This is a genomic window from Salinispora goodfellowii (assembly GCF_059570675.1).
In genome coordinates this window covers 22,717-41,453 of sequence record NZ_JCANTD010000033.1, presented here as the reverse complement: position 1 = coordinate 41,453, position 18,737 = coordinate 22,717, and the positions used below count along the sequence as shown (strand labels likewise).

The following is an 18,737-nucleotide window of genomic DNA, read 5'->3' as shown; positions in this document are numbered from 1 at the left end:
CCGGTTACCGGACATCACGATCCCCGGGGTACTGATCTCCCGCAGCCGCATCAGCACCGGCTCGTAGAGAGCCCGGCTCGCGCCACCGGTGCGCCGGGCGACGATCAGGTGCAGACCGACGTCCCGGGCCTGCGGCAGGAACTCCAGCAGCGGCGCCAACGGATTGCTGCCCACCCCCGTCACCAGGTCATAGTCGTCAACCAGGAGGTAGAGATCAGGCCCCTTCCACCAGCTGCGGGCGCGGAGCTGCTCGGGCTTCAAGTCGGCGGGAGGCAGCCGGTCCCGCATCACGGCCGCAACCTCGGCGATGTAGCTCTCGGTGAGCTGCGCCGACGACCCGTACCCGATCAGGTGTTCGGTGGTGATGTCGCCGAGCATGCTGCGGCGGTAGTCAACCAGCACCAGTCGCGCCTCGTTCGGCTCGTTGCGGTCGACGATCGACTGGGCCAGGGACCGCAGGAAGGTGCTCTTACCGGACTCCCCGTCCCCGAAGAGCAGGAAGTGCGGGTCGGCGGCGAAGTCCAGGTGCACCGGCTGGAGGTCCACCTCGGCGAGGCCGATCGGCACGCCGGGCCGTCCGGTGGACGGCAGGCTGCCGTACGGGACCACCGGCGGGAGCAGTCGGATCGGTGGAGCTCCCGGCCCCTCCCAGGCGGCGGCGAGATCGTTGATCAGCTTGCGGGCGCCCTCGGGGAGGCTCTCCGGATCCTGAGCGCCGTCGGCACGAGGCAGCGCGGCGAGGAAGTGCTGACCGTCGGGGTCGATGCCCCGACCGGGAGACTTCTCCGGCACGTTGACCGCGGCCCGACGATCCAGCACGGAATCCGACGCGTCCGCCAGCCAGAGTTCCAGCCGGGTGCCGAAGACGTCCCGGACGGCCGGACGCAGGTCCATCCAGCGGCCGGCGGTGACGATCAGGTGGATGCCGAAGGAGAGCCCGCGGTTGGCGATGTCACTGATCGCGGGCTCGAGGTCCTCGAACTCGGTTCGGATGGTGGACCAGCCGTCGATGACGAGGAAGACATCGCCGAACGGGTCATCGGTGTGCTCGCCCTGCCGGCGGGCGCGCCGGTACGCGGCCATCGAGTCCACCCTGCGCTCACCGAACCGCCGCTCCCGCACGCCCATCAGCAGCTGCAACTCGGCGATCGTCCGCCGGACCAAACTAGCGTCGAGCCGGGTCGCCACGGCGCCGACATGCGGCAGGTCGCGTAGGGAGGAGAGCGCGTTGCTGGCCAGGTCGAGGCAGTAGACCTGTGCCTCACGTGGGGTGTGGGTCAGTGCCAGCGAAGTGACGATCGTCCGCAGCATGGTGCTCTTGCCGCTCTGCGGACCACCCACGATCACCGCGTGTCCGGCGGCACCTGCCAGGTCAAACCAGAGTACGTCCCGACGCTGCTCGAACGGCTTGTCGATGATGCCGGTGGCCACCTGGAGCTCGCCGACCAGATCGGCCTGCGCCACCGTCACCCCCCGGGCTGGGTCTGTGGTCAGTGGCGGCAGGAGCTGATCCAGCGTCGGCGGCTCCGCGAGCGGGGGCAGCCACACCTGGTGGGCCGGCGTACCCTGGCCGGTGAGTCGGTTGACCAGGATGTCCAGCAGACTGTCGCCGCCGACGGCGGCCGTGTTGTCCGGTTCCGGCGGCGCTTCCTGCTTGGGTGGTGTCACCGGCGGTGCGGCATAGCCGGTGTGGTATTCCAACACCCGCGTCTCGCCACCACCGGCGGCGGCCGCCGCCGTCTCACTGCGGTAGGTCCCGGAGACATACGAGGCCTTGAACCGGACCAACGGCTCAGTGCCGAAGCGTAGGTAGCCGTGGCCCGGCGAGTTGGGCAACTCGTACGCGTCGGCAGTGCCCAGCACCACCCGGCTCTCCATGGCGGAGAAGGTCCGCAACCCGATCCGGTACGACAGGTGGTTGTCCAGGCCGCGCAGCCGGCCCTCCTCCAGCTTCTGGGTGGCCAGCAACAGGTGGACACCGAGCGACCGGCCAACGCGGCCGATCTGCACGAACAAGTCGATGAAGTCCGGCTTCACCGTGAGTAGCTCGGAGAACTCGTCGCAGACGATGAGCAGGCTCGGCAGGGGAGCCAGGGGTGCCCCCGCGGCCCGGGCCTTCTCGTAGTCGCGCTGCGAGGCGTAGTTGCCGGCCGCGCGCAGCAACTCCTGCCGGCGCAGCAGCTCACCGCTGATCGCGCCGGCCATCCGGTCTACCAGTGGTAGCGCGTCTGCCAGGTTGGTGATGACCGCGCTGGTGTGCGGGAGGGCGTCCAGCCGGGTGAAGGTCGCGCCACCCTTGAAGTCGACCAGGACGAAGTTCAGGCTCTCCGAGTTGTGCGTGACGGCGAGCGCCAGCACCAGCGTACGCAGCAGCTCGGACTTGCCGGAGCCGGTGGCGCCGATCAGGAGGCCGTGCGGGCCCATGCCGTCCTGCGCGGACTCCTTGATGTCGAGGTCCACCGGACCGCCGTCGGTGCCCGCACCGATCGGCACCCGCAGTCGGTCCCGGTTTGGCCGCGGCTGCCAGGCCGCCGCCAGGTCGAACTCGTACGGGTCGCCGATGTTGAGCAGCTCGGGCAGGCCCAGCTCGGTGGCGACCGAATCCTCGCCGCCCTGGGACATGGCCGAGAGGCGCAGCGGAGCCATCTGCATGGCGAGTGTCTCGATCTCCGCGATCTGGCAGTCGTCCGCGCGACCCATCTCGATCAGGCCATCCACGGTGGTACCCACGAGCTTCTGGTCGGCACCGACTTCGAGCACCAGCCGCGACCGGTCCAGCAGCCGCGGCGCCGGGTTGGAGAGGTCGAGCAGGGTGACCCCATCCACCCCGCCATCGGTCATCAGGTGCTCTGAACCGGCCGTGCTACCGCCGTCGATAATGACCAGGATGTGCGGTCCATCCGGCGAGGACATTCCCCCGGTGGGGTTGAAGCGGGGCCGGTTGGCCAGCACGTCGTCCAGCATCTCCTCCAGCCCTTTGGCCGAGGGCGCGACGAGCCGCAGCTGACCCAGCGCATCGGTGCGACTCGGGTGCAGCCCGTGCGGCAGCCACTTCGTCCACTCCCAGGCGGCACGTTGATCAGGGCCGACGCACGTTGCGACGAGTAGGTCGTCCGGGGCGTGAAAGGCAGTGGCCTGGGCGAGGATGGACCGGACCAGCCCACGCGCCGCCTCCCCATCCCCCCGCAGGTGCACCTGGGCGAAGCCGCTGAGGAGCATCGCCACCGGCAGCTCCGGCACCTCCCGGTAGGTGGTGAGAAAGCGGCGCAGCGCCAAGGCGCACATCGGCTCCAGTTGGTCCAACGTCGATGGCGGCGGAGGAACCAGGGGAGTCGCCAGTTCCTGCGGACCGAGTCCGATTCGTACGGTCGAAAAATCGGCGTCGCCGCGCCGCCGCTCCCACAACCGTGGGCCAATCGGAACGGACCAGAGCGCGCCTGGTGCCGGATGCCGGTAAAACATGGATTCTCGCTGGCCCCGAATTGCCTTGAGTACCCGGCGACGCTGCCGCGACAGGTGCGTCATGTACTCGCGTCGCCGCTGCAGCATTTCCTGCTTGCTCGGACCACCGGAGTTGTTGGCGAGTTGGGAAGCGAGCATCCCGATCGCGGAGAGGCCGAAGAGGCCGCCCGCGACGTAGCGGATGGTGTTGCCGCTCTGACCGGCGAACATCAGCGCCATAGCGAACGAACCGGCGAGCATGGGGAGCATCATCAGCATCTGTCCCCAGCTGCGCCCACCGGGCGGCGGCACCTCCGGCGGCGCCTCCAGCACGATTTCGCCGAACGGGTACTCCGGCTCCGGCTGCCGGGCCGGGCGTTTCACCACGACGGTACTCACGTATCAGACCTCCCCGTTGGTGCCTGGATTCGACCGATCCGAACCGGTGCCCACGCCATCGGCACATGGTAGGTAGCCTCTTCTCGTCATGACAGCCGCGGGCCCGTTGGCCCGCTCCTCGTCGGAGGAAGCGTCAGTGGTTACCCAGGTCGGAACCGGACTCGCGCGCATCGCCATCGTTACCCCAAACCGGCGACTAGAGATAGCCCTACCAGAGCATCTACCGCTGGTCGGAATGCTTCCCGCGGTGTTAAGGCAGGCAGCGGAGCATCCTTCTGACGGAATGGCTCACGGCGGCTGGGTGCTACGCCGCACCGAGGGAACGCTCATTGATCTCAATCGTACGTTGGCCGCGCAGAACATCCGCGACGGGGAGACGCTGCACCTGGCACCACGCCGGACCGAGTGGCCAGAGTTGGCGTACGACGATCTGATGGAAGCCGTTGCGTCCGGCGCGCGCCGTCGTGGAATCGCCTGGAATCCACTCGCGACCCGGCTGACCGGCTTGATTGTCGCCAGTTCTCTGCTGCTGATTGGTCTGACCGTCATCATCGGTTCGAACGAACCCGGCTGGCTGGGCGGCGTGATCGCCCTCGGCGCTGCCGCCGGGCTGCTGCTGGCTGGGATCATGCTCGCCCGGGCGATGGCCGACTCGCTCGCCGGGGCGGTGTTGGCCGCCGCCAGCCTGCCCTACGCCTTCGTCGGCGGGTTCCTGGTGATCGGGACCGGGGAGTCCGTCTGGGCGCTCGGTGCGCCGCACGTGCTGCTCGGCTCTGCTGTTCTACTCCTCTCCGGCCTCATTGGCATCATCGGCGTCGGTGACGCTGCCCGGGTCTTCGTCGCGGCGATCTACGCCGGGTTCTGGGGAATGCTCGGTGGGTTGCTTGCCCTCAGCTCGATTGACGCGGTACAGGGCGCGGCGATCGTGGTGAGCGGGGCGACCCTGCTGCTGCCGGCGCTGCCGCTGCTCGCGGTGCGGCTGGGGAAGCTACCGATGCCGGCGCTGCCCAGGAACGCCCAGGACCTGCTGCGCGACGAGCCGCAGCCACCGCGGGAGGCGGTGTACCAGGCGACGGCCCGGGCGGACGAGGTGCTCACCGGGATGATCTTCGGCTCGATCGTGGTCACCCTCGGGTGCCTGGCGGTGTTGACCGGATCGGGGTCGGTAGCTGCGCTGGTGCTTACCGGAGTCGTTTCCCTCGGCTACCTGCTGCGAGCCCGACTGCTGCCCGCCGTCCGGCATCGGGTACCAATGCTCGCCGGCGGGCTCGTCGGACTCGCCCTGCTGTCCCTGATTGGCGCGGCCGGCGCCGGGACGGTGGTGCGGGTGCTGACGGTGCTGCCCTTGGCGATGGTCGCGGCCGGGATCTCGGTCAGCGCTGGGCTCACGTATAGCCGCCGCTCCCCGTCGCCCCGGCTGGCCCGGTTCGGCGACTTCCTCGACGTGGTGCTGCAGCTCGCGGTGCTGCCGGTGGCGTGTGGGGTGATGGGTTTGTACGGGTTCATGCGCGCGCTGGGCGGCTGACCTGACGGGTTGCAGTTGAGGTGATCCGAACGTGACGCCCGCCGGGCACCGGGCCCACGGTTGCCGTCGCGGTGCCTATCGTAGGCATCGCGGTCCGGCTCTAGCTGTGCCGACCGCACGCAGGGGGAGGGTGCCATGTCTTCGCGGCGGGACCAGGTCCAGTCGTATCAGTTTTTCGTCCAGCGGATGACCTCCGCGCTCGTTGCCCGGGAGCCTGATCCGGCGAACGGCGCACCGTTTCGGCGGCTCGGTGGTGCCGGCTTCGCGAGCATCATGGTGGCGGTGCTCTGTCTCGCCGCGGTGGGTGTCTACGGGATACTGCGGCCCGGCGGTGCCACGAAGTGGCAAGAACCGGGGGTCGTCATTCTGGAGAAAGAAACCGGTACCCGATACATCTACCGAGACGGTCGCTTGTATCCGGTCGTCAACTACTCGTCGGCGCTGCTGGCGCTGGGCTCGGCGGGAAAGACCGTTTCCGTCTCCCGCAACTCCCTGCTCGGCACGCCGCGTGCCATCCCGATCGGCATTCGGGACGCGCCCGACGCGCTGCCCGACGCGGAGCGGCTTCTCGCCGGACCCTGGACGCTCTGCACCCAGCCGGTTCGCGATTCGGCGGGTGCGGACGTCGCCACCACCGTGCTGACCGTCGGGGCCGTACCCGGTGGTGGGCGGGAGTTGGGCGACAGGGCGCTTCTGGTCCGCGACACCACGACTAACCGGCTGCATGTGATCTGGCGTGACCACCGGTACGAGATCCAGGACGAAAAGATCGTCCTCGAAGGACTTACGATGACGACCGAACGGCAGGTCGAGGTGGGCGGAGCGTGGTTGAACGCCCTGCCCGCCGGCGAGCCGATCGGCATCCGGAACGTGGCGGGTCGGGGCGAGTTGTCAGAGGCGAGGCCGGACACCCGGGTCGGTCAGGTCCTGGTCGTGGAAAACCAGAGTGGTGGCCGCCAGTACTACCTCGCGGAGCGAGCTCAGTTGCGGCCGCTGACCCAGCTTGAGGCCGAGGTGCTGCTGGCTGATCCGGAGACCACGCGGGCGTATCCGAATGGGGCGGTACCTGAGCCGGTATCGCTCTCGGCCGGTGCCGCGGCGGCGGCACCCAAGGCGCCGCCAGTGGCCGAGGGACCGCACCGGGCACCTGGGGAGCGTCCCGAGATCATTAAGGAGATCGGCGATCAGCCGGCTGTCTGTGCCGCCTACCACCCGGGGCGCAGCGAGCCGACCCTGCTCCTGGAAGGGCGGGTGCCGCCTGTGCAGGGGCCACGGCTGACCCCGGAGCAGAGCAGTGCCGGCATTCCGCTCGCGGACCGGGTCGTAATCGAACCGGGGCACGGCGTCCTGGTGGAAGCTATGCCGGCACCAGACGCGTCGACGGGTGCGTTGAGTTTGGTTACCGACCTCGGCTACCGGTATTCGCTTGCCTCGAGGGAGGTAGCGAAAACGCTCGGCTATGGCGATGTGGCGCCCATTGCACTACCGGCGAGTCTGGTAGACCGGCTCCCCGCCGGTCCCGCGCTCGATCCAGTGGCGGCACAGCAAGCCCTTGATCCGGTTCAGCCGGAGCTACCACAGTAAAGTCCAATATGGGGGACAGTCCGGGCTGGCCTAGCGCGCGCTGGACATGACCCGTTACGGTTCGTATGGAAAGCGGTGTGAGCGCACCGCAACGAGGCCGCCTCCGCCAATTGCGGGGGGATCGATAAGGACGGGGGTGACTCCACCATGACGATGCGTACCGATACCGGCTTGATGGTGAAGACCGAGGGCGAGGTAAACGCTACCGCCGATCGGCTCACCAGCAATCTCAACCAGCTGATGGACCAGCTCGCGCCGCTGTACGACCAGTGGAAGGGCGCTGGTGCGGGCTCGTTCCAGCAGGTGCGCCAGCGGTTCGACCAGGACATGGCGCGGTTGAACGTGGCGCTGCGGGCGATCGCCGAGGCGGTTGGTTCGGCCGGCAAGGACTACGACGTCGCAGACGAAGAAATCAAGTCTGAGATGGATTCCGCCGGCGCCACCGCCGGGCAGATCACCGCGGCACTGAAGCTCTGACGGGGGAGAAGGTTCCGAAATGGAGATTCGGTACAACTTCGCTGCGTTGGCCGCTTCGGCGGACAGCTGCGGCAGCAGCCTGAAGAACATGAACGGCGAGCTCGAAACGCTCAAGTCCAGCATCGCACCCCTGCTCGCGACCTGGGACGGCGACGCGCGCGAGGCGTACTTCCGCCGGCAGCGCGACTGGGAGGCCGCGGCAAACGATTTGCGCGACCTGCTTAGCCGGATTGAGCGGGCGCTGCGCGAGTCGGCAGCCAGGATGCAGGCCCGTGAGGCCGCGAACCAGGCCAAGTTCGGCGGCTGATCCTCTCGGACGATCCGATGGCCCGGCTCGGTGCCGGGCCATCGGCATTTCCAACTGCTTGACGGCCTGGTCTGCGCGGCAGCGTGGCAGTGGTTCCGGGTCGGTCGTCAGCTGCGGGGCGGCGAGTTGGGCACCCGGAAGAACACCTCATCGGGCTCGTCGATCTCCGGCGGTGGGGGCGGTGGATCGCCGGGGCGCGTCGGGCGCCAGCGGAGGCGTCGACCGCGCGGCAACAAGGCAACGGTGGCGGCGATAGCAAGCGCGATCACCGTCACGGACAGGCCGCCCCAGAGGGCCACCCGCCCGAAGACCCGCCACCGCTCTGCTCGCTCCTGCGCCGCCGCATCGTACGGTGGGTCGGGCAACGGGGCGGGGGCCACCGGAGCCGCAGTGCTCAACCGCTCGGTGACCGCCCGGTACGGGCTGAGCACACCCTGCCCGTAGCCCTGCTCCGGCCCCCCCTGCGCCGGGTCGGCAGTAGCTAGTAGCCGGCGAGTAACCTGCTCGGCCGACAGCTGCGGCTCGGCGGCGCGGATCAGGGCCGCGGTCGCACTTACCAGCGGGGTCGCGAAGCTGGTGCCGCTCCAGACGTTGTGGCCGTCCACGCGGGTTGCCGCGACGACCGCACCACCAGGAGCCACCAGATCGACGTAGGGCCCGACCTGTGACTGTTCTACCCGTGCGCCCTGCTGGTCGATCGCACCGACCCCGATCACGCCGTCGTACGCGGCGGGATACGGCACCGGGTCGGGCTGGCCGTCGGTGCGGTGGAAGTTTCCGGCGGCGGCGACCAGGACCACATCCGCCCGCTGGGCGTAGCGGATCGCGCGCTCGACCTCGGGGTCGGTCTGGTAGAGCGTCACCGACATGTTGATCACATCAGCGCCGTTGTCAACAGCCCGACGGATAGCCTTCGCGAAGACCTCCGTGGAGACGCTGTCGCCCTGGCCTTCGTTGCCTCCGCCCCCGGCCTGTTCACTGACCCGGATCGGGAGGATCGTGGCGTCCGGGGCCAGGCCGTGGAAGCCGATGCCCTCCTGTGGGCGCGCCGCGATCAGGCTGGCCACCGCGGTGCCGTGGGAGACGCAGTCGAAGTCACCACCCTGGGTCCCGCGGAGAGCGTCGAACCCGGAAGTCACCTGGCCGTCCAACTGCGGGTGGCTGCCGTCAGAGCCCGAGTCCACGACGGCTACCTCGACCCCGGCACCGGTGCTGAAGGGCCATACTCGTCGGGGGGCGAGCCACTGCTGGTGCCAGGGAGTGTCACTAATGACCTGACCCGGCTCGCTTGGATTGGCACAAGCCGACGGAGCTGCCGCGGCTGGCATTGGTAGTGTCAGGACGGTCGAGCTAATGAGGGCAAGCAGGAGCGCACCAGCAGGCTGACGACGATCGCGGAGCATGTCGCGCTCACCTTTCATCTGTACAACGCCGCTGCATCCTAACGATTTTTCGGACAGTGCTCGGGGACAGGGACACCGGATCCACCACCACCATCGCATCGACCACCGCGACCGCCCCCCAGAGCCGCCGGAGGAGTTCGGCGTCGAGCCAGATGTTGAGATCTTCGGCCGTGCTGGCTTCGGTGGGCACCACCTTGTACACGCTGGCCAGGCGAGCGGTCCGGTTCAGGTCGTACTCGGTGTGTCCGGACCAGTCGAGATGACGCGGAAGCGTCACCGTGCCGTCGGCGGCCCCGTCCCGTTGGTGCTCATCTGGGCACTCGCGGCGACCGTTTCCTCCGTCGGTTCCCGGCGCAGCGAGTCATAGGCGTCGAAGGCGTTCCGCAGGTCGTCGTGCGCGGCCAGGCAGCGTGCGAGCGCCACGGCGTCCTCCAGCGCCATCGAGGCCCCCTGCGCGGCGGCCGGTGAGGCTGCGTGCGCGGCATCACCGGCCAACACCATCGATCCGTGGTGCCACTTCGGCGTGGTGGGAATGTCGTAGGAGTTACTACCCACGATGTCGTCGTCGGTCGCCGCGACGATCTCCGCTGCCGGTCCGGTGTCGTCGCGAAACGTCTCCAGCACGCGGTGCCGCCAGTCCGCAGGCCGGATCCGCTGGGTCGACTCGGCGGCGTTGAGCCGAGCGAACCACCAGGTACGCCCGTCCGGCGGTGTCGTGTACCCGAAGAGGGCCTGGCTGCCGAACATCATGTGGTACGCGTCGGGCGCCGTTCGGCCCTGACCTTCCGCTGCATACCCGTAGACGACGTGCTGACCGGTGTAGCGCGGACGGGGTGCGTCGGGGTCGATGAGGCGACGGACTACTGAATGTAGCCCGTCGGCACCGACGAGGAGGTCACCCTGGGCCACACTCCCGTCGGCGAAGGAGGCCCGGATGCCGCCGTCTTCGACCGTGGCGTTGACGAGCCGGCGGCCATGGTCGATGCGGACTCCACGGCGGGCCGCCTCACCCTGCAGTACCCGGTAGAGCGTCGCTCGGGTGAGCGTCCGTCCTGGTGGATCGATGGCCCGCTGTTCCAGCAGGCTGCCGCTGGCGTCGAGGAGGGACACCCCATTCGCCGGATACGACGCGTCGATCACTGCCCGGTCGGTGTCAATCTCGTGGAGTGCGGCCATGCCGTTGTGCATGACCGTGAGGAAGGCACCGGCGTCCTCACCCCCGCTCGGGTACGCCTCGTAGATGACGGAGCTGATACCGACGGTCCGCAGGGCGATGGCGGTGGCGGTGCCCGCGATGCCACCGCCGACGATGAGCGCAGTAGTCACCCAGAACACGCTACGAGATATCGATGGTGCCCGCCAATCAGCTCAATAGGGTATGGTGCGCGCACCCGAAAATACACGATGTTTACGGTATAGAGTGGAGTCGCGGTGCGGGAGCGGGCGCTACGAAAGAGTTGCCGGGCACTGCTGCGGGACCTGGACATTCGTCCACCACTCGACGTGCGGGAACTGTGTCGTCGACTCGCTGACCGTCGTGGCCGGCCAATTCGCCTGGTGCCCTACCCGATCCAGGTTCCAGGTCCGTTCGGGCTGTGGGTTATGACCGAGTCCGCGGATGTCGTGTTCTTCCAGAAGGAGACAACACCACCACACCAGGACCACATCATTCTGCATGAAATCGGTCATATTATTGCCGATCACCCCAGCGACGAAACCGAAAACGAAGGGCTCGACCTGCTCACGCCGGTGGAACCGGACGGCACCACCCGCGCCCTACGCCGCACCTGCTACGACTCCGCCAACGAGCGGGAAGCCGAACTGGTGGCGACGGTCATCCTGGAGTGGGCCAGCGTGCTGAATCCGTTGCACCGCTCGGCCTTCGCCCACGATCACCCCGGCGTCGATCGCATCGGTACGTCCCTCGATCACCACCACGGTTGGATGTAGTAATGGCTCCTGCCCTGCTCGCGGCGGTGGTCGTAACGCTCTGGATCGGTGTGGCGAACAAGAGCATCCAGCTGTCGCGCGCTCCTGATGATCACCCGCTACGGGCCCTGACAGCGTGCATCGCCTGTGTCGCTGCCATGTTCACACTCGCCCTACCGTCGGTGTCGGGCTTACTCGACCGGGTCGCACCCGGCCTACACTCCCTGACGATCAATCTCGGCATCATGACGGCGGTATACTTCCTGCTCGCCTTCTTCACCTATACGGTGCGCGGCCCAGAGGCTCAACGTCGGGTACGTGCCGAGGTGCTGCTGCTGCTGGCGGCCCTGGCGGTAGTGACTGCCACTTGGAGCACCGCACCGCTCGCCGTCCAAACCTCGCCAGCTTCAACCACGGTCGGTGACCAGCCACACGCTGCGGTGTTCGTGCTCGTCGTACTTGGCTACCTGGGATACGTCCACTCGCAGACCCTGTGGTGGTGTGTCGGCTTCACCCGGGCCACCCGAGTTGCTCGGCTACGCCGTGGGCTGGTCATGATCTGCCTGGCCGTAGGAACGTTCCTCGCCGCCGAACTGACCAAATCAGCGCTGGCCGTGGCGCAACTCGTAGACGCGCTCCCCCAGTCAGCCGTCGATACGATCAATAGCACGTACGTAGCACTCGTCGGCATCGGCACCCTGACCTTTGTCGTCGGCGTCAGCTACTCGGCGTTTACCGGCATGCTGGCCGCCGCCTCGATCTGGCGGGCGCATCGCCGGCAGTACCGCGACCTGCAACCACTGTGGTCAGCGCTACACGAGGCCTTCCCCGACCTGGCGCTGTCGCGGCTTGAGACGCGACCCTGGTACCGGCTGTTCGGCCAGCACGGCACCCATCGTCGCTTCTACCGACAGGTGATCGAGATCCGCGACGGACTGGTACAACTCGCCCCGTACTATGACCGCGCTGCGACGGCCGATACCGAGGCAGAACTCCGTCGGACAGGCATGTCGGAGGCCGACATCGCCGACGCCACCCGGGCAATGATGATCACGGCGGCACTACGGGCGAAGGACACGGGCACACCGGTGGCGGCCGCCGAACCGCTGGTGATCGATGGTGGTCGCGATCTGGACTCCGATGCCCGCTCGCTGGTTGGCATCGCTCGTCAGATGAGAAGCCATCGTCCTAGCGACGGAAGCACGCCCGACTCCAGTTCGATCTCGGCCGCCCCGTGATCGGCCGGATCCAACCGGGAGGCCGGGCATGCATCTACCAACGCGACACTATAGTTTCCCGCTATCATGGTCAACTCATCTATTCAGCGAATCCGTTAACCAGAGGTGACACATGACCCGGGACGGCAGCAGCACGACCACGAGAGAGGCCGACCCGTCCTCGGGCACCGACCGCAGGTCAGGTCCCGATTCGTCACCACAGTCGATCGTGGCCGAGCGTCTGAACGAACTCTTCGCCACGGTGACCTGGGTCGACAAGCAGGGCCGCCGGCGTGAATACTCAACACCGCAGGTTGCGCGGGCCATCAGCGACGACCCCTCCCACGACACCACCGTATCCCGGGTCTACCTGGCGACCCTTCGGGCCGGCACCAACACCAACCCGACCGTCGCGGTACTCAAAGCCATCGCCCGCTTCTTCGACCAGCGGCGGGCCGACGAATCCCCACCCATCACCGCCTCCTACTTTCTGGACGAAGAAGACGAATCCCAGGAGTTCCGTCGACAGCTCGCCGACCGACAGGTACGGATGATTGCCATGCGAGCTGGCAACATGACTCCGGCGGTGCGACGTCAGGTACTGCAGATGCTGGACATCCTAGATCAGCCGGCGTCCGATGAGTCCGCTACCGAACAAGGCGGGAGCTAGCGAGTACCAGTACTGCGATTCATCGCCGCCGACCGACCCCTCGCCGGCGGGGAGCGGGCCGAGTTGCGGTCGCTGTCGACATCACCGCCACCAGCTTCGTCAACACCTATGCGTGGGGCAACTTCAAGGGCGACCCGCGGCCAGAATGAGCGCTATCGTTTTGCGCGGTCGCACAGGTCCTCCCGACGCAACGAAGCTCGTTCCTCGAGCATCGACCGCGGTCGGCGAAGGGGCATCTACCGATCGGCAGATATTTCCAAGATCAATCGGTGGAAGGCTGGCCGGCGTAACCGGCTTCCCACGCGTACACGGCCACGCCGACGCGGTTGCGCACGTTGAGTTTGCGCTGGATGGCCGCGACGTGGGTCTTCACCGTGCCGGGCGAGATGAACAGCTCGGCGGCGATGTCGGCGTTCGTCTTGCCCTGCGCGACCTGTCCGGCAATCTCCACCTCGCGGGCGGTCAGCGACTCGGTCGGCGCGGGCAGCGCCGGTGACGGCTGGGTGACGTGCTTCAGCAGGCGCACCGTGATCGACGGACTGATCATGCTGTCGCCGGCCACCGCTGCCCGTACCGCCTCGATGATGAGAACCGCTCCGGACCGTTTGAGCAGGAAGCCGGAGGCGCCGTAGCGCAATGCCGGGTAGACGTACTCATCGAGGTCGAACGTGGTCACCACGACGACCTTGACGGACCTGGCCGCCGTGGAGCCAGCCACCAGGCGGGTCACTTCCAGGCCGTCCATCCGCGGCATCCGGATGTCGACCAGGAGCACGTCGGGTCGCAGGCTCTGCACCAGCCCCACGGCTGCCACACCGTCAGCCGCCTCACCGACCACCGAGATGTCGGACTGACTTTCCAGGATGCGCCGCATGCCCTGGCGAACCATCGCTTGGTCGTCAGCGATCAGAACTCGGATTCCCATCCCGCTCATCATGGCACATCCCGGACACGACGCGGCGGCCGCCGGAGCCAGCCCGAAGCTGACCGGCCGGCGGCCGCGAAGCCCTGTCGGGAGACCTCAGTCGTGGCCCTCGCCGGTCTGCGGCCGGTCCCGCGGCCGGATCAGGAAAGCTCCTTGCGCCAGTGCCTCACCGATGTGTGTCACCCGTCCTCCGATCACCGGGACGGTCCTCATGATCGTGCGTTGCGGCGCAGCGTGCCCGCCGCGAAGGTCACGGCCACCAGGACCAGCGCGACCGCGGCGATGAGGAACGGGCTCGGCCCGGCCGGCTCGCCGTCGCTGCGCACGGTGCCCATGAAGTCCAGGAATGCGATGCCGTTGATAGTGACGTACCACCAGAGCAGGTAGACGGCCTGGAAGAGGCGTTGCGTGCGGCTCAGCACGCCCAGGGCCAGCGCCAGGGAGGGAATGAAGAGCGCGCCGGCGCACCAGGCGGCCACCCCGGCGTTGTCGGCCGCGGCGACCATCCGGATCAGGGGCGCGCCGCCGGTGACCGCGGTGAGCAGGACGCCCGCGCCCCACTCGGCGGCGAGGCGCCGCCGCACCCACGGGTAGGCGCCCAGGATGCCATCGACACCGTACTCGTAGCGCTGAGTGCCGAGCCGGGACCAGATCAGGACCGGCCAGATCCACGCGATGGGCAGGGCGAACAGCGTCACGGCACCGGTCGGCAGCGCCAGGCCGGCGATGATGATGAGCGCCATGCCCAGCCACCACCAGCGGGAGACACCCTGGATCAGGATCCGGAACTCGCCGGCCAACAGCCGGCCGTACGCGCCGCCCTGCTTCGGCACCGAGCGAGGTAGCCCGGCTGCCGGCGCGACGCCTTGGGGGTGGGCGAGCACCGCGACGCCGCCGACGGCGCGTTCCCCCGGTCCGGCCGGCGCGCCGTCCGGCATCCCAGTCCCCGGGGCGGCCGGGCCACCGGCCGGCGCCGACGCCGTACCGTGCCGACGCGACGGGTCGAAGCGCGCGAACCACCACACCGGCACGAGCGCGAGCAGCAGCGAGATCAGCACCATGGCGAGCCGGCCGAACAGGTATCCGGCGGTGACGTCGAGGCCGTCCCAGATGAACGTGCGCAGCGGGTTGTCCAGATAGACCAGGCCGAGGCTGAAGCCACCCTCGGGGATGCCGATGCCCTGAGCGGACATGCTCTGCGCCATGGAGGCCGCGACCGCGTGCACCCCGATACCACCGAGTGGGGCGTCCGGTGACTGGCCGCCGATCGCGACCGCGAGCCAGACCACGAACCACAAGATGTTGCCCAGACCGCCCTTGAGCAGCGGGACGGTCTCGAACAACAGGGCCATGCCGGCGGTGAACGCCACCAGCGGAAGGGCGATGATCAGGAAGGGCAGGAGCAGGTCGACCGGGTCGATCGACATCTCCTCACCGCGGGCCAGTTGCAGGATCAGCGCGGTAACCGCGAGCACGCCGACCATTGAGCTGAGCACCAGGCAGTTGCTGAGGAATTTCCCGGCCAGATAACTGACCGTGCGCATCGGCGTGGCGGCGAAGAGCTGGCCGACGCCGGTGCTCTCGTCCCGGCTGACACCGTTGCGCACGACGTAGAACCCACCCAGGGTCAGCCAGAGGGCGCTGGCCAGGGCGATCAGGGCACCCATGTAGGCCGAGTTGTAGACGCCACGGTGGGTACCGATGTACATGACGACCCAGCGGGCGTCGGAATCCGGTGCCGCGAAGTAACCCAGGGCCACGGCAGCCAACAGGATCACCACGTACGCGGGCCGGCGTACCCGGTCACGGAAGTCGGCAACCGCCAGGGCGGTGATGTCCCGGGCAATCATCGCCGTACCGCCCGCGCCGGGTCGACGGACCGCCCGGCCGCGAGGTTGATGACGGCCAGGTAGGCGTCCTCGAGGTCGGGCGCGACACGGGTCGAGTCCGGGCCCGGCTGCACGGGGGAGAGCAGCCGGACCCGGACGCCTGCGGTGGTGCGGACCAGGCGGCTGATGACGTACTGGTGCTGCAGAACCGACACCCGATCGGAGGGCACTACGACCTCCCAGACCTGCCCGTCGACCTGGCGAAGCAACTCCTCCGGGCTGTCCCGGCGCAGCAGCCGCCCCTGCGCGACGATCGCGATGTCGGACGCAACCGACTCCACATCGGACACGATATGGGTCGAAAGCATTACGACCCGATCGGCCGCGAGGTCGCTGAGCAGGTTGCGGAAGCGGACCCGTTCCTCCGGGTCGAGGCCCGCGGTCGGCTCGTCCACGACGATCACCTGAGGGTCGGCGAGCAGCGCCTGCGCGATGCCGACCCGCCGGAGCATGCCGCCGGAGTACTTGCCCAGCGGTCGCTTCAGTGCCTCGGTGAGGTCGACCATCGCGAGCAGTTCGTCGATGCGGGCCTTGGCCGACCGAGCCGAGATGCCTTTGGCGGCGGCCAGGTAGCCCAGGAACTCGCGCGAGGTGAGGTTGGGGTAGACGCCGAAGTCCTGCGGTAGGTACCCGAGTGTCCGGCGCAGCAGGTCGGGCCGGGCCACGACGTCGTCGCCGTTGAAGAGCACCCGTCCGGACGTGGGCTTGGTGACGGTGGCCGCGATCCGCATGAGCGAGGACTTCCCGGCGCCGTTCGGGCCGAGCATGCCGAGCATGCCGGCGTCCATCCGGAGCGTCATGCTGTCGACGGCCCGCTTGTCCCCGGCGTAGATCTTGGTGATGTCGATCAGTTCGAGCATGGCACGGTCTCCTAGCCGGCTCGTTGGACGCTGGCGGTACCTTCCGCGGCGGAGACGGTGATGGAACGGGAGCTCTTGTCGTCGGAGGCGAGACTCGCGGAGTCGGCGCCGACAATCCGGTACGTCCCGGAGTCGTTCGGGAGAGTCACCTGGACCGAGCCGCTGGCGGTCGCCTTCACCCGCTCGGGCGCCTTGAGGAAGTCGAGGTCGATGTTGCCGTCGCCCTTGGTCTCTGCGGTCACCTCGGTGGATCGCGCGTTCGTGACGGTGATGGAGCCGCCCCGGGTGGCCAGGCTCAGCTTCCCGGTCGGCCCCGCCACGCGCAGCGTTCCGTCGTGGGTGACGGAGGCGTCGATGTCGCCGGTGAGAGAGTCCAAGGTCACGGCACTGCCGGAGGCGTTGACCCGCAGGGCCGTTCCCTGCGGTACGGCGACCGTGTACCTGCCCTCGCAGCTGATCACGATGCCCGAGCAGCGCAGCCCGAGCTTGAGCGTGTCGCCCGACATCGTCCACGTGGAGTTGCCGTCGTCAGTCGCCTTGCCCTTCAGTTCGCGCTGCACGTCGACTGATTCGCCGGTGCCGCTGACCACCTTCACCGCGGCCTCGGACGCGTCGATGCGGAGAACCTCTCCGGGAAGGGGAAAGCTCTGAGATTCGGTTTTCGTCGCCTCGCTGTTGCCGCATCCGGCGGCGCCGGAAGTAACGGTGGCAACAAGGATGGCAACGAGGAGTCCCTTTCCCCTGGGGGGCATGATCAAGTCCTCCGATCGCTATATCTGCTGACTGCTTCATCATGGCGATCCGGAAGAGGAGAGACATCTGCCGTTCGGCAGATCTGCGGCCAGCGGAAACAAGGAACGAGCCGGCGGCGAACGGCCCGAATGCCCGGCCGTAGCGGCGGGAGGACACCACTGGGCGGGTCGAGGGGGGCCGGTCGAAGATCCGGCTCAGGCCCCCGGAACCAGTCAGGCGGCGGCCGGGCCGGGGAACCCTCGTGCGTCGTCACTTCCAGGCGGCGTACGGCCCCGGCTGCCCTGGCGGCAGAGCCAACGTCGGCGGCTCCGGCGCGGTCACGGCCAAGATCGGCGCCGGGAAGGCGCAGCGCACCTGCCAGCCGCTGTCCGTGTGGCCCGCGCTCAGGCGCCCGCCCAGGGCGCGGACCCGTTCCTCGATGCCGATCAGCCCGGTGCCGCCGCCGGTGCGACTGCCGACCAGGCCGCTTCCGGACCGGCCATCGTTGACAACCAGGACCTCGAGTTCGGGGCCGGGAAGCGGGCGCAGCGCGACGCGTACCTCGGCGGCGCGGGGTGCGTGTCGCCGCACGTTGGTCAGGGCTTCCAGCACCACCGCGTACGCCGCGGCCTCCCGCTCCGGGGCAAGGGCGTGGATCAGCTCGGCCGGCAGGTCGAGGGTCGCCGTCATGGCCGTGCCGGAGGAGAACCGGTCGACCAGCGCGGGCAGGTCGGCCAGACGGTACACCCGCACCGGAGGGGCGTCCTCGCTGCTGTCGCCGTTCGGGTCACGCAGGGTCCGCACGGTCTGGTCCATGGACTCCAGCGCCCGCAGCCCCGCGACCTCGATGTGCGAGAAGATCGCCCGAGCCCGCTCGGCGTCGAGCGGCTCGAGCTGGGCCGCCTGTGCCTCGAGGACGATACCGGTGACCTCGTGGGCCACGAAGTCGTGCAGGTCACCGGCGACCCGCAGCCGCTGGTCGCGGCGGGCGGTACTAACGGCCTGGCGACGCTTGTGGTCCTGGCCGCGCAGATAGCACCCGATGCCGATCGCTATGGCCGTGGGAAAAACGGTCAGTGCGATCATGATGATCGATCCGCTGAGCACGGACTGGTCCATCCGCAGCGTGAACCGTAGGGGCAGCAGGATCGTCGCGAGCACGCACGGCGCACCACTCACGAGAGCCTTGCGCTCGCCGGCAAGCCGGATCGTCATGCCGGTCAGAAGCAACAGAGCCAGCATCTCGAATGGCAGCCAGAGCAGTGCGAGCCCGGGCGGCCCGGGGTAGGCGATGTCGACCGTGAGCGATATCGCCGCGATCGCGGTGGCCGCGGTAATCATCGAGATTCCGCGCTGCGGCCATCTGATGAACACCACGG

16 protein-coding genes are annotated in these 18,737 nt (G+C 68.4%); 7 read left to right on the top strand and 9 right to left on the bottom strand.

Going from position 1 to position 18,737, the window contains the following annotated elements; translation table 11 throughout:
• Positions 1-3,840, bottom strand: a 3,840-nt coding sequence (gene eccCa / locus T398_RS22550) for a type VII secretion protein EccCa (protein ID WP_496449758.1), incomplete at its 3' end; no start/stop codon positions are given.
• A gap of 136 nt (positions 3,841-3,976) precedes the next feature.
• Between eccCa and eccD the strand changes: the two genes are divergently transcribed.
• From eccD to T398_RS22530, 4 genes are all read left to right on the top strand, one after another.
• Positions 3,977-5,365: a type VII secretion integral membrane protein EccD gene (eccD, locus tag T398_RS22545; RefSeq protein WP_496449764.1), complete on the top strand. Its 1,389-nt coding sequence runs from the start codon at positions 3,977-3,979 to the stop codon at positions 5,363-5,365.
• A gap of 135 nt (positions 5,366-5,500) precedes the next feature.
• Positions 5,501-6,949 carry a type VII secretion protein EccB gene (gene eccB / locus T398_RS22540; protein WP_496449756.1) on the top strand — a complete coding sequence of 483 codons (1,449 nt, stop codon included), beginning with the start codon at positions 5,501-5,503 and terminating at the stop codon, positions 6,947-6,949.
• A gap of 147 nt (positions 6,950-7,096) precedes the next feature.
• Positions 7,097-7,426 (top strand): WXG100 family type VII secretion target, encoded by a 330-nt coding sequence (locus T398_RS22535; protein WP_018221403.1) that lies wholly within the window; start codon positions 7,097-7,099, stop codon positions 7,424-7,426.
• Positions 7,427-7,445: 19 nt separating this feature from the next.
• A complete protein-coding gene (locus T398_RS22530; RefSeq protein ID WP_496449754.1) occupies positions 7,446-7,733 on the top strand; it encodes a WXG100 family type VII secretion target in 288 nt (95 codons plus the stop codon).
• A gap of 107 nt (positions 7,734-7,840) precedes the next feature.
• On the opposite strand, the gene mycP is transcribed toward T398_RS22530, so the two are convergent.
• From mycP to T398_RS22515, 3 genes are read right to left on the bottom strand one after another with little or no spacing between them, the layout of a single operon-like run.
• Entirely contained in the window at positions 7,841-9,136 is a 1,296-nt protein-coding gene (gene mycP, locus T398_RS22525; RefSeq protein WP_496449752.1) for a type VII secretion-associated serine protease mycosin, read from the bottom strand.
• 7 nt (positions 9,137-9,143) lie between these two features.
• The gene (locus tag T398_RS22520; protein WP_496449750.1) at positions 9,144-9,413 is read right to left on the bottom strand and encodes a hypothetical protein; all 270 of its coding nucleotides are present in this window, start codon (positions 9,411-9,413) and stop codon (positions 9,144-9,146) included.
• Positions 9,410-10,462 (bottom strand): FAD-dependent monooxygenase, encoded by a 1,053-nt coding sequence (locus tag T398_RS22515; protein WP_496449748.1) that lies wholly within the window; start codon positions 10,460-10,462, stop codon positions 9,410-9,412. The genes T398_RS22520 and T398_RS22515 overlap by 4 nt, the downstream gene beginning before the upstream one ends.
• A gap of 105 nt (positions 10,463-10,567) precedes the next feature.
• Between T398_RS22515 and T398_RS22510 the strand changes: the two genes are divergently transcribed.
• The 3 genes from T398_RS22510 to T398_RS22500 all read left to right on the top strand — a co-directional run bounded on the left by T398_RS22510 (position 10,568) and on the right by T398_RS22500 (position 12,952).
• On the top strand, positions 10,568-11,086 hold the full coding sequence (locus T398_RS22510; RefSeq protein WP_496449746.1) for a hypothetical protein: 519 nt from the start codon (positions 10,568-10,570) through the stop codon (positions 11,084-11,086).
• Between the two features lie 2 nt (positions 11,087-11,088).
• On the top strand, positions 11,089-12,303 hold the full coding sequence (locus tag T398_RS22505) for an MAB_1171c family putative transporter (protein ID WP_496449744.1): 1,215 nt from the start codon (positions 11,089-11,091) through the stop codon (positions 12,301-12,303).
• A gap of 208 nt (positions 12,304-12,511) precedes the next feature.
• Positions 12,512-12,952 (top strand): hypothetical protein, encoded by a 441-nt coding sequence (locus T398_RS22500; RefSeq protein ID WP_496449742.1) that lies wholly within the window; start codon positions 12,512-12,514, stop codon positions 12,950-12,952.
• A 262-nt stretch (positions 12,953-13,214) separates the two neighbouring features.
• Here the strand turns inward: T398_RS22500 and T398_RS22495 are convergent, their stop codons facing one another.
• The 5 genes from T398_RS22495 to T398_RS22475 all read right to left on the bottom strand — a co-directional run bounded on the left by T398_RS22495 (position 13,215) and on the right by T398_RS22475 (position 18,732).
• Entirely contained in the window at positions 13,215-13,877 is a 663-nt protein-coding gene (locus tag T398_RS22495) for a response regulator (RefSeq protein WP_496449740.1), read from the bottom strand.
• Positions 13,878-14,086: 209 nt separating this feature from the next.
• Positions 14,087-15,727, bottom strand: a complete 1,641-nt coding sequence (locus tag T398_RS22490; RefSeq protein ID WP_496449738.1) for an ABC transporter permease — start codon at positions 15,725-15,727, stop codon at positions 14,087-14,089.
• Positions 15,724-16,626 carry an ABC transporter ATP-binding protein gene (locus tag T398_RS22485; protein WP_496449736.1) on the bottom strand — a complete coding sequence of 301 codons (903 nt, stop codon included), beginning with the start codon at positions 16,624-16,626 and terminating at the stop codon, positions 15,724-15,726. Before T398_RS22485 ends, T398_RS22490 begins: the two co-directional genes overlap by 4 nt.
• Positions 16,627-16,637: 11 nt before the next feature.
• The gene (locus tag T398_RS22480; protein ID WP_496449734.1) at positions 16,638-17,378 is read right to left on the bottom strand and encodes a GIN domain-containing protein; all 741 of its coding nucleotides are present in this window, start codon (positions 17,376-17,378) and stop codon (positions 16,638-16,640) included.
• 250 nt (positions 17,379-17,628) lie between these two features.
• Positions 17,629-18,732 carry a sensor histidine kinase gene (locus T398_RS22475; RefSeq protein ID WP_496449732.1) on the bottom strand — a complete coding sequence of 368 codons (1,104 nt, stop codon included), beginning with the start codon at positions 18,730-18,732 and terminating at the stop codon, positions 17,629-17,631.
• Between the last annotated feature and the right edge of the window lie 5 nt (positions 18,733-18,737).

Coding starts and splice junctions, on each gene's coding strand:
- eccB (WP_496449756.1), top strand. CDS start 5,501: ATGTCTTCGCGGCGGGACCAGGTCCAGTCGTATCAGTTTTTCGTCCAG.
- T398_RS22535 (WP_018221403.1), top strand. CDS start 7,097: ATGACGATGCGTACCGATACCGGCTTGATGGTGAAGACCGAGGGCGAG.
- T398_RS22530 (WP_496449754.1), top strand. CDS start 7,446: ATGGAGATTCGGTACAACTTCGCTGCGTTGGCCGCTTCGGCGGACAGC.
- mycP (WP_496449752.1), bottom strand. CDS start 9,136: ATGCTCCGCGATCGTCGTCAGCCTGCTGGTGCGCTCCTGCTTGCCCTC.
- T398_RS22505 (WP_496449744.1), top strand. CDS start 11,089: ATGGCTCCTGCCCTGCTCGCGGCGGTGGTCGTAACGCTCTGGATCGGT.
- T398_RS22495 (WP_496449740.1), bottom strand. CDS start 13,877: ATGGGAATCCGAGTTCTGATCGCTGACGACCAAGCGATGGTTCGCCAG.
- T398_RS22490 (WP_496449738.1), bottom strand. CDS start 15,727: ATGATTGCCCGGGACATCACCGCCCTGGCGGTTGCCGACTTCCGTGAC.
- T398_RS22485 (WP_496449736.1), bottom strand. CDS start 16,626: ATGCTCGAACTGATCGACATCACCAAGATCTACGCCGGGGACAAGCGG.
- T398_RS22480 (WP_496449734.1), bottom strand. CDS start 17,378: ATGCCCCCCAGGGGAAAGGGACTCCTCGTTGCCATCCTTGTTGCCACC.